Raw genomic sequence first — 15,288 nt, forward strand, 5'->3', positions numbered from 1 at the left:
ACCATGGCAAAGCTGTCCACTGACGAACTGCTCGACGCGTTCAAGGAAATGACGCTGTTGGAGCTCTCCGACTTCGTCAAGAAGTTCGAGGAGACCTTCGAGGTCACCGCGGCCGCCCCGGTTGCCGCCGTGGCCGCCGCTCCCGGCGCCGCAGCGGCTGCCGAGGAAGCCGGCGAAGAGCAATCCGAGTTCGACGTCATCTTGGAGTCGGCTGGCGACAAGAAGATCGGCGTGATCAAGGTGGTCCGCGAGATCGTCTCGGGCCTGGGCCTCAAGGAGGCCAAGGACCTCGTCGACAGCGCGCCCAAGCCGCTGCTGGAGAAGGTGGCCAAGGAGGCCGCCGACGAGGCCAAGAGCAAGCTCGAGGCCGCCGGCGCCACCGTCACCGTCAAGTAAGTCGACCCGAACGGCGGGCGGCGACCTGAATCGCCGCCCGCTGCGACTGCTGCACCTGCTCTGGTGAATCACCCAGGGCGACAAGCAGATTGGACGCTCCAGCGGCCAGCACCGGGCCCACTGCTGCACCGTCGGCCCCGTAGTGGCCGGCCAACTCCAGCATCACGAACCCGTGAATCAGCGCCCAGACCTGGGCGGCCACACTCACCACCGCGGCGTCGTCGTCAGGCGACCCCGCGGTAATCCGGCCAACCTGCATCGACCGGTGCACAGCCCGCACCAAGTGCGCAAAACTCGGGTAGTGGTCGCTGATCTCGGCCACGCTCAGCGCAAGCAAATCGCGTGCCGGTGCGTTGATGCCATGCGCGCTGGTGCTGCCGAACATCAGCCGATACATATGCGGACGCTCGATTGCGTACCGCCGATAGGCGATGCCGATGGCCACCAGGTCGGCGACCGGGTCCGGCGTTTCCGGCACCGCCAGCGCGGCGTCGAACTGACGTAACCCCTCCTCGGCGACGGCGGCGATCAACCCACGCATCCCGCCGAAGTGCGTGTACACCGCCATCGTCGAGGTGCCCGCGGCGCTGGCCACCTTGCGTGTCTGCAGCGCATCCGGGCCGTGTTCGTCAAGCAATCCGACAGCGGCATGCAGCAGCTTGTCGCGCACGCTGGGCTCACTCGCCGAACTCATCGTTGACATCCTTACACAGACGGTCTACGGTGCAATAACATCGTTATACCACCGTTATAGGAGTGCCTGTGACCGCTACGTCTGCTTCGCCGATCCGTCAGAGCGCTGCGCCCGACAACCCGTACCTGCAGGGCTTCTTGGCGCCCGTCCACACCGAAGTGACCGCCACCGACTTACCGGTCACCGGCCAGATTCCCGACTACCTGGACGGGCGCTACCTGCGCAATGGTCCGAATCCGGTCGCCGAGGTCGACCCGGCGACCTACCACTGGTTCAGCGGAGACGGCATGGTTCACGGCGTGGCGCTGCGCGACGGCAAGGCCGCCTGGTACCGCAACCGCTGGATCCGAAGCCCGCGCGTGGCCAAGGTCCTCGGCGAGCCTGCGCCCACTCGGCTTAGCCCGCGCGCCGGAATGCTGTCCCTCGGCGCCAATACGAGCGTGCTCGCCCACGCCGGCCGCACGCTGGCGCTCGTGGAAGGCGGCGCCGCCAACTACGAGCTCACCGAAGACCTCGACACCGTCGGCACGTGCGACTTCGACGGCACCCTGACCGGCGGTTACACCGCTCACCCGCACCGCGATCCGCAAACCGGGGAGCTGCACGCGGTTTCCTATTCTTTCGCGCGCGGCAACACCGTCCAGTATTCGGTGATCGACACGAACGGACGGGCACGCCGCACGGTCGACATCGAAGTGGGTGGGTCGCCGGCGATCCACGACTTTTCGCTGACCGACAAATACGTCGTCATCTACGACCTGCCGGTGACGTTCGATCCGGTGCAGGCGCTACCGGCGAACGTTCCGCGCTGGCTTGGCTTACCTGCCCGGCTGGTGCTGCAGTCGCTGATCGGGCGCGTCCAGATGCCGAGCCCGATTTTGGCCAGGATCAACCGCGACCCGAAGGGTGGCAACCGCTACCCGTATGCGTGGAACCCGAAGTACCAGGCCCGAATTGGCGTCATGCCACGAGAGGGCAGCAACGCCGACATCCGGTGGTTCGACATCGAACCGTGCTACGTCTTTCACCCGGTCAATGCGTACTCGGAAACCCGCCAAGGCGCCGAAGTCCTCGTCCTCGACGTGGTGCGCTACGACCGGATGTTCGAGCGTGACCGGCGCGGACCCGGAGACAGCCGGCCGACCTTGGATCGCTGGACCGTCAACCTGGCAACCGGGTCGGTGACAGCGGAACGATGGGACGACCGCTCGCAAGAGTTCCCTCGAATCAACGAGATTCTGACCGGCCGTCGGCACCGCTTCGGCTACACCGTGGGCCTGGACGACGGATACTTGGTTGGTGGCGCGTCGGCGATGCGCACCTCGCTGTACAAGCACGACTACCAGACCGGGTCCGCGACCGTCGCTCCTCTTGACCCGGATCTGATGATCGGGGAGATGTGCTTCGTGCCAGCACCGACTGGCGGTGCGCAAGGCGACGCTGAAGACAACGGCATCTTGATGGGCTACGGCCACCACCGCGGCAGCGACGAGGGGCAACTGCTGATCCTCGACGCCCAGACATGTGAATCGGTTGCCACCGTGCATCTGCCGCAGCGCGTACCGATGGGATTTCACGGCAATTGGGCGCCGAATAGGTGATGCGTGGGAAGCTTGTGGCGGCCTAAGGCAATGCTTAGCCGGGTGCGCTACAGTGACTCATACCACAGGCCACGGCTAGGTGGCGGGGAGCGACGTCGGAGGAAGGGTTTCCCATGGGTACCGCTATTGAAGTCGAGGGAGTAACCAAGTCCTTCGGACCCGCGAGAGTCTTCGAAGACGTCACCATGGAGGTCCCCCCCGGTGAGGTCAGTGTGCTGCTGGGCCCATCCGGTACCGGTAAATCGGTGTTCCTGAAGTGTCTGATCGGTTTGCTCAAGCCGGAGCGCGGCTCGATCGTCGTCGACGGCACCGACATCACGGAGTGCTCGGCCAAGGAGCTCTACGAGATCCGCCGGCTGTTCGGCGTCATGTTCCAGGACGGGGCGTTGTTCGGGTCGATGAACCTCTACGACAACGTCGCATTCCCGCTCCGCGAGCACACCAAGAAAAAGGAAAGCGAAATCCGTGACATCGTCATGGAGAAGCTGGCCATGGTCGGTATGGCCGGTGACGAGAAGAAGTTCCCGGGTGAGATTTCCGGTGGTATGCGCAAGCGCGCCAGCCTGGCCCGCTCGCTCGTGCTGGACCCGGAAATCATCCTCTGCGACGAGCCGGACTCCGGTTTGGACCCCGTCCGCACCGCCTACTTGAGCCAGTTGCTGATCGACATCAACGCCCAGATCGACGCCACGATCTTCATCGTGACCCACAACATCAACATCGCCCGCACCGTCCCGGACAACATGGGCATGCTGTTCCGCCGCAAGCTGGTGATGTTCGGTCCTCGGGAAGTGTTGTTGACCAGCGACGAGCCGGTCGTGCGCCAGTTCCTCAACGGCCGCCGCATCGGCCCGATCGGGATGTCCGAGGAAAAGGACGAGGCCACCATGGCCGAGGAGCAGGCCCACATCGAAGCCGGCCACCACGGCGGTGGTGTCGAGGAGCTTGAGGGTGTGCCGCCGCAGATCACCGCGACGCCGGGCATGCCGGAGCGCAAGGCGGTCAAGCGCCGCCAGGAGCGCGTCCGGCGCAACCTGCACCTGCTGCCCAAGGATGCCCAAGAAGCGATCCTGGAATCGTTCCGCAACGAGGGCGTCGAAGACGTGGGCTCGCGGCAGGACTACGACCGTGACAGCGGCCGCCATCGCGGCGACGAGGAAGAGACCGCGACGATGCCCGCGCAGCGGCAGTAACCGACAGCCAGCCGTCCGCCCGGAAGGAAAGTCCTCAATAAACTCCACGACAACTAGGCGCGTCACCTCTTGACGGACGGGCGCAAACGGGTCAGTCTGTTGGGCAGCATGCGTGCACGATTGGTCGAGACGCCAGCCAGCGCCCGATACGCGGATACCGCTCGTGCACGGTAGTTGAGGAATGCGCAGTCCTGCGCTATTGTTGGACGTTGCGCTGGCTGCATCCTGCCCATCTCACCGCTACCTGACACCGTGGTCTTAGCCTGAGTCCCATTTCTGGCTCAGCGATCTAGTTGCGTGCGTGGAGATCCGGTCGGATCGTTCGCCAGCCGAACCGACATAGTTACCGCGGCGAACAGGTTCGACACCGGCGAGCCGCACGAGGTGCTGGAAGGATGCATCTTGGCAGTCTCCCGCCAGAGCAAGAAAAACCCCTCAGGTACTCAGAATTCTTCTTACAACTCCGTTCCGGGAGCACCCAACCGAATTTCCTTCGCCAAGCTGCGTGAACCACTCGAGGTTCCGGGCCTGCTCGACGTGCAGACCGACTCGTTCGAGTGGCTGATCGGATCGCCGCATTGGCGTGAGGCCGCTATCGCTCGCGGCGAAGAGAATCCGGTCGGTGGGCTCGAAGAAGTGCTGAACGAGCTTTCGCCGATCGAGGACTTCTCCGGCTCGATGTCGCTGTCCTTCTCCGACCCGCGCTTCGACGAGGTCAAGGCACCCGTCGACGAGTGCAAAGACAAGGACATGACGTACGCGGCCCCGCTGTTCGTCACCGCCGAGTTCATCAACAACAACACCGGCGAGATCAAGAGCCAGACGGTGTTCATGGGCGACTTCCCGATGATGACCGAGAAGGGCACGTTCATCATCAACGGGACCGAGCGGGTCGTGGTCAGCCAGCTGGTGCGCTCGCCCGGCGTGTACTTCGACGAGACCATCGACAAGTCCACCGACAAGACGCTGCACAGCGTCAAGGTGATCCCCAGTCGCGGCGCGTGGCTGGAGTTCGACGTCGACAAGCGCGACACCGTCGGGGTGCGCATCGACCGCAAGCGCCGCCAGCCGGTAACCGTGCTGCTCAAGGCGCTGGGCTGGACCAACGAGCAGATCACCGAGCGGTTCGGCTTCTCCGAGATCATGATGTCGACGCTGGAGAAGGACAACACCGCCGGCACCGACGAGGCGCTGCTGGACATCTACCGCAAGCTGCGCCCGGGCGAACCGCCGACCAAGGAGTCCGCGCAGACCCTCCTGGAGAACCTGTTCTTCAAGGAGAAGCGCTACGACCTGGCTCGCGTGGGTCGCTACAAGGTCAACAAGAAGCTCGGCCTGAACTCCGAGAACGCACCCACCACGACGACGCTCACCGAGGAGGACGTCGTCGCCACCATCGAGTACCTGGTCCGCCTGCACGAGGGCCACGCCACGATGACCGTCCCCGGCGGCGTCGAGGTGCCGGTGGAAACCGACGACATCGACCACTTCGGCAACCGGCGGTTGCGCACGGTCGGCGAGCTGATCCAGAACCAGATCCGGGTCGGTATGTCCCGCATGGAGCGCGTGGTGCGCGAGCGGATGACCACCCAGGACGTCGAGGCGATCACGCCGCAGACCCTGATCAACATCCGCCCGGTGGTCGCCGCGATCAAGGAGTTCTTCGGCACCAGCCAGCTCTCGCAGTTCATGGACCAGAACAACCCGCTGTCCGGCCTCACCCACAAGCGCCGGCTCTCGGCGCTGGGTCCCGGTGGTCTGTCGCGTGAGCGGGCCGGGCTGGAAGTCCGCGACGTGCACTCGTCCCACTACGGCCGGATGTGTCCGATCGAGACCCCGGAGGGCCCGAACATCGGTCTGATCGGCTCGCTGTCGGTGTACGCGCGGGTCAACCCGTTCGGGTTCATCGAGACGCCGTACCGCAAGGTGGTCGATGGTGTGGTCACCGACGAGATCGAGTACCTGACCGCCGACGAGGAGGACCGCCACGTCGTGGCGCAGGCCAACTCGCCGATCGACGACAACGGCCGGTTCACCGAGCCGCGAGTTCTGGTGCGCCGCAAGGCTGGCGAGGTCGAGTACGTGTCCTCTTCCGAGGTGGACTACATGGACGTCTCGCCGCGCCAGATGGTGTCGGTGGCCACCGCGATGATCCCGTTCCTCGAGCACGACGACGCCAACCGGGCCCTGATGGGTGCCAATATGCAGCGCCAGGCGGTCCCGCTGGTGCGCAGCGAGGCACCGCTGGTGGGCACGGGGATGGAGCTGCGCGCCGCGATCGACGCCGGTGACGTCGTCGTCGCCGACAAGAGCGGCGTCATCGAAGAGGTGTCGGCCGACTACATCACGGTGATGGCCGACGACGGCACCCGGCACACCTACCGGCTGCGCAAGTTCGCCCGCTCCAACCACGGCACGTGCGCCAACCAGCGTCCGATCGTCGACACAGGCGACCGGGTGGAGGCGGGACAGGTGATCGCCGACGGCCCGTGCACCGAGCACGGCGAGATGGCGCTGGGCAAGAACCTGCTCGTCGCGATCATGCCGTGGGAAGGCCACAACTACGAGGACGCAATCATCATCTCCAACCGGCTCGTCGAGGAGGACATCCTCACCTCGATCCACATCGAGGAGCACGAGATCGACGCCCGCGACACCAAACTGGGCGCCGAGGAGATCACCCGCGACATCCCCAACGTCTCCGACGAAGTGCTGGCCGACCTCGACGAGCGCGGCATCGTGCGCATCGGCGCCGAGGTCCGCGACGGCGACATCCTGGTCGGCAAGGTCACCCCGAAGGGGGAGACCGAGCTGACCCCGGAGGAGCGGCTGCTGCGGGCGATCTTCGGCGAGAAGGCCCGCGAGGTTCGCGATACCTCGCTGAAGGTGCCGCACGGCGAGTCCGGCAAGGTCATCGGCATCCGGGTGTTCTCCCGCGAGGACGACGACGAGCTGCCGGCGGGGGTCAACGAGCTGGTCCGCGTCTACGTGGCCCAGAAGCGCAAGATCTCCGACGGCGACAAGCTGGCCGGCCGGCACGGCAACAAGGGTGTGATCGGCAAGATCCTGCCGGTCGAGGACATGCCGTTCCTGCCGGACGGCACCCCGGTGGACATCATCCTCAACACCCACGGGGTGCCGCGACGGATGAACATCGGCCAGATCCTGGAGACGCACCTGGGTTGGTGCGCGCACAGCGGGTGGAAGATCGACACCGCGGGCGGCGTGCCGGACTGGGCGTCCAGGCTGCCCGAGGAGCTGCTGGAGGCCGAGCCCAACAAGATCGTCGCCACACCGGTGTTCGACGGCGCCCAGGAGACCGAGCTGCAGGGGCTGCTGTCGGCCACGCTGCCCAACCGCGACGGCGAGGTGCTGGTCGACGGCGACGGCAAGGCGGTGCTGTTCGACGGGCGCTCCGGTGAGCCGTTCCCGTACCCGGTGACGGTTGGCTTCATGTACATCATGAAGCTGCACCACCTAGTGGACGACAAGATCCACGCCCGCTCGACCGGGCCGTACTCGATGATCACCCAGCAGCCGCTGGGCGGTAAGGCGCAGTTCGGTGGTCAGCGGTTCGGTGAGATGGAGTGCTGGGCCATGCAGGCCTACGGCGCGGCGTACACGCTGCAGGAGCTGTTGACCATCAAGTCCGACGACACCGTCGGCCGGGTCAAGGTGTACGAGGCGATCGTCAAGGGCGAGAACATCCCCGAGCCGGGGATCCCCGAGTCGTTCAAGGTGCTGCTCAAAGAGCTGCAGTCGCTGTGCCTCAACGTCGAGGTGCTCTCAAGCGACGGCGCGGCCATCGAGCTGCGTGAAGGCGAAGACGAGGACCTGGAACGCGCCGCCGCCAACCTGGGAATCAACTTGTCGCGCAACGAATCTGCCTCTGTAGAAGACTTAGCGTGATCTTTCGATTTCGTCACTAAACCCGCAAGGGGAAAGGGAGTTACGTGCTAGACGTCAACTTCTTCGATGAACTCCGCATCGGCCTCGCCACCGCGGAGGACATCAGGCAATGGTCTTACGGTGAAGTCAAGAAGCCGGAGACCATCAACTACCGCACGCTGAAGCCGGAGAAGGACGGCCTGTTCTGCGAGAAGATCTTCGGACCGACTCGCGACTGGGAGTGCTACTGCGGCAAGTACAAGCGCGTGCGCTTCAAGGGCATCATCTGTGAGCGCTGCGGTGTCGAGGTGACTCGCGCCAAGGTGCGCCGCGAGCGGATGGGCCACATCGAGCTGGCCGCACCGGTCACGCACATCTGGTACTTCAAGGGCGTGCCTTCCCGGTTGGGCTACCTGCTTGACCTGGCGCCGAAGGATCTCGAGAAGATCATCTACTTCGCGGCCTACGTCATCACCGAGGTCGACGACGAGATGCGGCACAACGAGCTGTCCACGCTCGAGGCGGAGATGGCCACCGAGCGCAAGCAGATCGAGGACCAGCGCGACGCCGAGCTGGAGGCCCGCGCCCAAAAGCTCGAGGCCGACCTCGCCGAGCTGGAGGCCGAAGGCGCGAAAGCCGATGCGCGACGGAAGGTTCGCGACGGCGGCGAACGGGAGATGCGCCAGATTCGCGACCGTGCGCAACGTGAGCTGGACCGGCTGCAGGAGATCTGGGACACCTTCACCAAGCTGGCCCCCAAGCAGCTGATCGTCGACGAGAACCTCTACCGCGAGCTGGTCGACCGCTACGGCGAGTACTTCACCGGCGCCATGGGCGCCGAGGCGATCCAGAAGCTGATCGAGACCTTCGACATCGAGGCCGAGGCCGACTCGCTGCGTGAGGTGATCCGAAGCGGCAAGGGCCAGAAGAAGCTTCGTGCGCTGAAGCGGCTCAAGGTAGTGGCGGCGTTCCAGCAGTCGTCCAACTCGCCGATGGGCATGGTGCTCGACGCCGTCCCGGTGATCCCGCCGGAACTGCGCCCGATGGTGCAGCTCGACGGTGGCCGGTTCGCCACGTCGGACTTGAACGACCTGTACCGCCGGGTCATCAACCGCAACAACCGGCTCAAGAGGCTGATCGACCTCGGCGCGCCCGAGATCATCGTCAACAACGAGAAGCGGATGCTTCAGGAGTCGGTGGACGCGCTGTTCGACAACGGCCGTCGCGGCCGTCCCGTCACCGGGCCGGGCAACCGTCCGCTGAAGTCGTTGAGCGACTTGCTCAAGGGCAAGCAGGGCCGGTTCCGCCAGAACCTGCTCGGTAAGCGTGTTGACTACTCGGGCCGTTCGGTGATCGTGGTCGGCCCGCAGCTCAAGCTGCACCAGTGCGGCCTGCCCAAGCTGATGGCGTTGGAGTTGTTCAAGCCGTTCGTGATGAAGCGGTTGGTCGACCTCAACCACGCGCAGAACATCAAGAGCGCCAAGCGGATGGTGGAGCGTCAGCGTCCGCAGGTGTGGGATGTGCTCGAAGAGGTCATCGCCGAGCACCCGGTGCTGCTGAACCGCGCACCCACCCTGCACCGGTTGGGTATCCAGGCCTTCGAGCCAATGCTGATCGAAGGCAAGGCAATTCAGCTGCACCCCTTGGTGTGTGAGGCGTTCAACGCCGACTTCGACGGCGACCAGATGGCGGTGCACCTGCCGTTGAGCGCCGAGGCACAGGCCGAGGCCCGCATCCTGATGCTGTCCTCGAACAACATCCTGTCGCCCGCGTCGGGCCGGCCGCTGGCCATGCCGCGACTGGACATGGTGACCGGGCTGTACTACCTCACCACCGAAGTGCCCGGCGACACCGGCGAATACCAGCCGGCTGGCAAGGATTCGCCGGAAAGCGGCGTGTACAGCTCGCCGGCCGAGGCGATCATGGCGATGGACCGCGGCGCCCTGAGCGTGCGGGCCAAGATCAAGGTGCGGTTGAGCCAGCTGCGCCCGCCAGTCGAAATCGAGGACGAGCTGTTCGGCCGAAACGGTTGGCGCGCAGGCGATGCCTGGACGGCGGAGACCACGCTGGGCCGAGTGCTGTTCAATGAGCTGCTGCCGCAGGGCTATCCGTTCGTCAACAAGCAGATGCACAAGAAGGTGCAGGCCACCATCATCAACGACCTGGCCGAGCGCTACCCGATGATTGTGGTCGCCCAGACCGTCGACAAGCTCAAGGACGCCGGCTTCTACTGGGCCACCCGCTCCGGTGTGACGGTGTCGATGGCCGACGTGCTGGTGCCGCCGAACAAGCAAGCGATCCTCGACGCCTACGAAGAGCGGGCCGACAAGGTCGAAAAGCAGTTCCAGCGCGGTGCTTTGAACCACGACGAGCGCAACGAGGCGCTGGTGGAGATCTGGAAGGAAGCCACCGACGAGGTCGGTCAGGCGCTCCGCGAGCACTACCCCGACGACAACCCGATCATCACGATCGTGGAGTCCGGTGCGACCGGTAACTTCACCCAGACCCGGACGCTGGCCGGAATGAAGGGCCTGGTGACCAACCCGAAGGGTGAGTTCATCCCGCGGCCGATCAAGTCGTCGTTCCGTGAGGGCCTGACGGTGTTGGAGTACTTCATCAACACCCACGGCGCGCGAAAGGGCTTGGCGGACACCGCGTTGCGTACCGCCGACTCGGGTTACCTGACCCGCCGGCTGGTGGACGTATCGCAGGACGTCATCGTCCGCGAAGCCGACTGCGGCACGGAGCGCGGCATCACCGTCGAGCTGGCCGAGCGCCAAGCCGACGGCACGCTGATCCGCGACCCGTTCATCGAGACCTCGGCGTACGCCCGCACGCTGGGCACCGACGCGGTCGACACGGACGGCAACGTCATCGTCGAACGCGGCCGGGACCTGGGCGACCCAGAGATCGAGGCGCTGTTGGCGGCCGGGATCACGTCCGTGAAGGTGCGCTCGGTGCTCACCTGTGCGACCGGGATGGGTGTGTGTGCGACCTGCTACGGGCGCTCGATGGCCACCGGCAAGCTGGTCGACATCGGCGAGGCTGTGGGAATCGTTGCGGCGCAGTCCATCGGTGAGCCCGGCACGCAGCTGACCATGCGCACGTTCCACCAGGGTGGTGTCGGTGAGGACATCGTCAGCGGTCTGCCACGGGTGCAGGAGCTGTTCGAGGCCCGGGTGCCGCGCGGCAAGGCGCCGATCGCCGACGTCACCGGACGTATCCGGCTCGAGGAGGGCGAGCGTTTCTACAAGATCACGATCGTCCCCGACGACGGTGGCGAAGAAGTGGTCTACGACAAGCTCTCCAAGCGTCAGCGGCTGCGCGTGTTCAAGCACGAAGACGGCAGCGAGCGTGTGCTCGCCGACGGCGACCACGTCGAGGTGGGCCAGCAGCTGATGGAAGGCTCGGCCGACCCGCACGAGGTGCTGCGCGTGCAGGGCCCCCGCGAGGTGCAGATCCACCTCACCAAGGAGGTCCAGCAGGTCTACCGGGCGCAGGGTGTGTCGATCCACGACAAGCACATCGAGGTGATCGTCCGCCAGATGCTGCGCCGGGTCACCATCATCGACTCGGGCTCGACGGAGTTCCTGCCCGGCTCGCTGATCGACCGCGCGGAGTTCGAGGCCGAGAACCGGCGGGTGGTGGCCGAAGGCGGCGAGCCCGCCGCCGGTCGCCCGGTGCTGATGGGAATCACCAAGGCGTCGCTGGCCACCGACTCGTGGCTGTCCGCGGCGTCGTTCCAGGAGACCACCCGGGTGCTGACCGACGCGGCGATCAACTGCCGTAGCGACAAGCTCAACGGTCTGAAGGAAAACGTGATCATCGGCAAGCTGATCCCGGCCGGAACCGGGATCAACCGCTACCGCAACATCCAGGTGCAGCCGACCGAGGAGGCCCGGGCCGCCGCGTACACGATCCCGTCGTACGAGGATCAGTACTACAGCCCGGACTTCGGCCAGGCCACCGGAGCCGCGGTGCCGCTGGACGACTACGGCTACAGCGACTACCGGTAGCGTTCCCTAGCGCGAGCAGCTGCCAGGGGGCTTCGCCCCGCGGTGGAAGATGAAAATTAGCACTGGCCGTTCGGCTGGGTGGGTGGTTGCTTCGCGGGCCGGTGCGGGTTGACGCTTTAGGGGTGTTTCGGTGACCCCGTTGCGTCTGTGTTGCCGGTGAGCACGGCGAGCAGCTTGGTGGCTGGAGGGCACCCCCTGGTGGTTGTGCGGGGGCGGTGGATTGTTGCCTGTGAGCACGTGAGTGAGACTCCTGTTTTGTTTTCGCCCTCTCCGAAACACGCTCCACCACAAGATATCTGGACGGAAAGGGTGTGATCGGCCATGGAGGTGATCCATCCGCGGTGCGCGGGCATTGATGTGTCGAAGAAAGACGCGAAGGTCTGCGTTCGGGTTCAGGGCCGAGGGCGGCGTGGCACGTCGACAACGGTCAGTACGTGGGGGTCGACCACCGGCGAGATCCTGGCGTTACGCGAGCATCTGCTCGCTGAGCGGGTGTCCTGTGTGGTGATCGAATCCACCTCCGATTACTGGAAGCCGTTTTACTACCTACTCGAAGGCCAGCTGAACGTGATGCTGGTCAATGCCAAGGCGGCGCGCAATGTGCCCGGGCGCAAGACCGATGTCTCGGATGCGGCGTGGCTGGCCGATCTGGGCGCCCACGGGCTGCTGCGCGCCTCGTTTGTGCCGCCGGAGCCGATTCGGGTGTTACGCGATCTGACCCGGGCTCGCACCACCATCACCCGGGCGCGCACCAAAGAGATTCAGCGGCTGGAGAAGCTGCTCGAAGACACCGGAATCAAACTCTCCGCGGTGGCCTCCAACATCGTCGGAGTCTCCGGGCGGGCAATGCTAGAAGCGCTGATCGCCGGCCAACGCGATTCGGTGGTCCTCGCTGATCTGGCCAAACAACGGATGCGTCAAAAAGATCCCAGCGCTCACCGAGGCGCTGCGCGGACGGTTCACCGAGCATCACGCCTTTATGGTGCGGTTGTATTTGGATCGCATCGATGCCCACACCGCCGATATCGCCCGCCTGGATGCACGCATCGAGGAGGCGATCGCTCCCTTTTCGACCCATCCGGGAGTTGCTGATGAGCATCCCGGGCTGGTCGCTGCTGGTGGCCGATGTGTTCATCGCCGAAACCGGTGCGGACATGAGCGTATTTCCCACCGCCGCGCACCTGGCGTCGTGGGCCGGGGTGGTGCCGGGCTGCGACGAGTCAGCAGGCCGGGTCAAATCGGGCGCCACCCGCCCGGGCAACCGTCACCTTAAAGCCGCGCTCGGCGTGGCAGCCCTGTCGGCCGCTCGCACCAAAGACACCTACTACAGCATCCGCTACCGGCGCATCGCCGGCCGGCGCCGGGCCGCCCAATCGCGCAGAGACAAAACCGCCGGTATGTCGATCGCCGGCCAGATCGCCCTAGTCTCCATCGAACACAAGATGCTCACCGACGCCTGGAACATGCTGACCAACGGCGCCTTCTACCGCGATCCCGGCCCCGACTACTACACCCGACACCAGCCCGGCAAAGCCAAGGCACGAGCCATCAAGCAATTGGAGAGCCTGGGATACAAAGTCACCCTCGAGCCACCCACCCAAGCCGCCTAACACCTAATGCCAGCGACTCATCAGCAAGGGGTCGCCTCATTTTCGAGTGAGACGCAAAGGCCCCCGCACGCACGGCGTGTCGGGGGCCTTTGCGTCTGCTCACCACATCATCCCCAGCACTGACTTTCCACCAGCGAGCGCCGACGGCACCATTCGCCGCATGTTCGACGACGACATCTTCACCAGACGTCAGCTGCTCGACGTCATGAGCCGCAAACGCTTGGCCGAATTAGTCAAGATGGGCAAGCTCATTCGGGTGTGTCATGGCGTCTATACGTTCAGGGAGCCCGATGTGCTGCTGAAGTTGACGGCACTGGATCTGTTGGCTCGTCAGCCGATCGTCGCCTGTATGGGAACAGCGGCAGCGTTGTACGGCTTTGATATCGAGAGCACGTCGCGCGTTCACGTGCTTGATCCAGGCGTACGGATGCGACCGTCGCCAAACGTGATGGTGCATCAGCGAATCGGCGCTCCGCTGCGGCGAGTCGAGGCTCGACTTGCCACAGGGCCGGCGTGGAGTTGACGTCCCTGGGTGTGGTGGAAATGGCGGCGTGTCGGTTCTGATGTAGAGGGGGCCATCGCGTGAGTCTCTGTGGTGAAACCGCCAAGTATCACTACCGAGAGGAACATCGCGATGGCCCTGGATCAGTCTGCCTTGCTGGAGGTGTTGGACGCACTACGCAATGCCGATGCCGCTGGCCGGATTAAGCAGGCCGCCGAAACCATTTATCAGGCGTTGATCGACGCCGAACTGACCGCGGTGATCGGCGCTGGCCCCTACGAGCGCAGCGAAGCCCGCACCAACCAGCGCAATGGCTCACGGCCGCGCACGCTTTCCACAGTGGCCGGGGATCTGGAGCTGCGGATCCCCAAGCTCCGCAGCGGATCGTTCTTCCCGGCGCTGCTGGAACGGCGCCGCCGGGTCGATCAGTGCCTGTTCGCGGTGGTCATGGAGGCCTACCTGCACGGCACCTCCACCCGCAAGGTCGACGATCTGGTCAAAGCCTTGGGCGCCGACAGCGGTATCTCCAAATCCGAGGTGTCGCGCATCTGCGCTGATCTGGACACCGAAGTCGCCGCCTTTCGGGATCGGCCGCTGGCCGATCAACGATTCCCGTACATCTTCTTAGACGCCACCTACTGCAAGGCCCGCGTCAACCACCGCGTGGTCTCCCAAGCGGTGGTCATCGCGACCGGGGTCGCCGCCGACGGACGCCGCGAAGTGCTGGGTTTTGATGTCGGCGATTCCGAGGACGGCGCGTTTTGGACGGCGTTTTTGCGCTCGCTGAAATCGCGGGGTCTGTCTGGGGTGCAGTTGGTGATCTCCGATGCCCACACCGGACTGCGCAACGCCATCGAGGCGATCCTGATCGGCGCGAGTTGGCAACGCTGCCGGGTGCATTTCCTGCGCAACCTGTTGGCTCAGGTTCCCAAAGGCTCGGCGGAGATGGTCGCCGCAGCGATCCGCACCATCTTCGCCCAACCCGACGCCGAGCACGTGCGCGAGCAGCTCGACACCATCGCCACCATGCTTGGCCGCCAATTTCCTAAAGTCGAAACGATGCTGCGCGATGCCGGCCCAGACATCACCGCATTCGCCGATTTCCCTGTGCCGCACTGGAAAAAGATCTGGTCGACCAATCCACTCGAGCGCCTCAACAAAGAGATCAAGCGCCGCACCGACGTCGTCGGAGTCTTTCCCAACCCCGCCGCACTGTTGCGGCTCGCCGGCTCGGTGCTCGTCGAGGCCCACGACGAATGGCAGGTCGCCGACAAACGCTACCTCTCCGAAACCACACTCGCCCTGCTCAATCCCGCCACCAAACCCGAGCAGAACGTTGCCACATCGGCAGCCCTCACGGCATAGTGAACAACCGCAGAGCCTCAGGC

7 protein-coding genes and 2 pseudogenes are annotated in these 15,288 nt (G+C 65.0%); 8 read left to right on the plus strand and 1 reads right to left on the minus strand.

The window, feature by feature from the left end:
- Nucleotides 1–3: 3 nt before the first annotated feature.
- Nucleotides 4–396, plus strand: coding sequence for a 50S ribosomal protein L7/L12 (gene rplL / locus G6N15_RS12375; protein WP_083088331.1), 393 nt, complete (start codon nt 4–6; stop codon nt 394–396).
- Here rplL and G6N15_RS12380 read toward each other — a convergent pair.
- The gene (locus tag G6N15_RS12380) at nt 389–1,099 is read right to left on the minus strand and encodes a TetR/AcrR family transcriptional regulator (protein WP_083088332.1); all 711 of its coding nucleotides are present in this window, start codon (nt 1,097–1,099) and stop codon (nt 389–391) included. The genes rplL and G6N15_RS12380 overlap by 8 nt on opposite strands.
- 83 nt (nt 1,100–1,182) lie before the next feature.
- Between G6N15_RS12380 and G6N15_RS12385 the strand changes: the two genes are divergently transcribed.
- The 7 genes and pseudogenes from G6N15_RS12385 to G6N15_RS12415 all read left to right on the plus strand — a co-directional run bounded on the left by G6N15_RS12385 (nt 1,183) and on the right by G6N15_RS12415 (nt 15,265).
- Complete coding sequence (locus G6N15_RS12385; RefSeq protein WP_083088340.1) at nt 1,183–2,691, plus strand: carotenoid oxygenase family protein; 1,509 nt, start codon at nt 1,183–1,185, stop codon at nt 2,689–2,691.
- A gap of 113 nt (nt 2,692–2,804) precedes the next feature.
- Entirely contained in the window at nt 2,805–3,884 is a 1,080-nt protein-coding gene (locus G6N15_RS12390) for an ABC transporter ATP-binding protein (RefSeq protein WP_083088333.1), read from the plus strand.
- A 402-nt stretch (nt 3,885–4,286) separates the two neighbouring features.
- Nucleotides 4,287–7,793: a DNA-directed RNA polymerase subunit beta gene (rpoB, locus tag G6N15_RS12395; RefSeq protein ID WP_139797872.1), complete on the plus strand. Its 3,507-nt coding sequence runs from the start codon at nt 4,287–4,289 to the stop codon at nt 7,791–7,793.
- A 44-nt stretch (nt 7,794–7,837) separates the two neighbouring features.
- Nucleotides 7,838–11,788 (plus strand): DNA-directed RNA polymerase subunit beta', encoded by a 3,951-nt coding sequence (locus G6N15_RS12400; RefSeq protein ID WP_083088334.1) that lies wholly within the window; start codon nt 7,838–7,840, stop codon nt 11,786–11,788.
- 321 nt (nt 11,789–12,109) lie between these two features.
- Nucleotides 12,110–13,398 (plus strand): annotated as a pseudogene (locus tag G6N15_RS12405) (IS110 family RNA-guided transposase).
- Between the two features lie 160 nt (nt 13,399–13,558).
- Nucleotides 13,559–13,918 (plus strand): annotated as a pseudogene (locus tag G6N15_RS12410) (hypothetical protein); the annotation flags it as partial.
- A gap of 114 nt (nt 13,919–14,032) precedes the next feature.
- Entirely contained in the window at nt 14,033–15,265 is a 1,233-nt protein-coding gene (locus tag G6N15_RS12415) for an IS256 family transposase (protein WP_083090143.1), read from the plus strand.
- The last annotated feature ends 23 nt before the right edge of the window (nt 15,266–15,288 follow it).

The organism is Mycobacterium noviomagense (assembly GCF_010731635.1).
Lineage (GTDB): Bacteria > Actinomycetota > Actinomycetes > Mycobacteriales > Mycobacteriaceae > Mycobacterium > Mycobacterium noviomagense.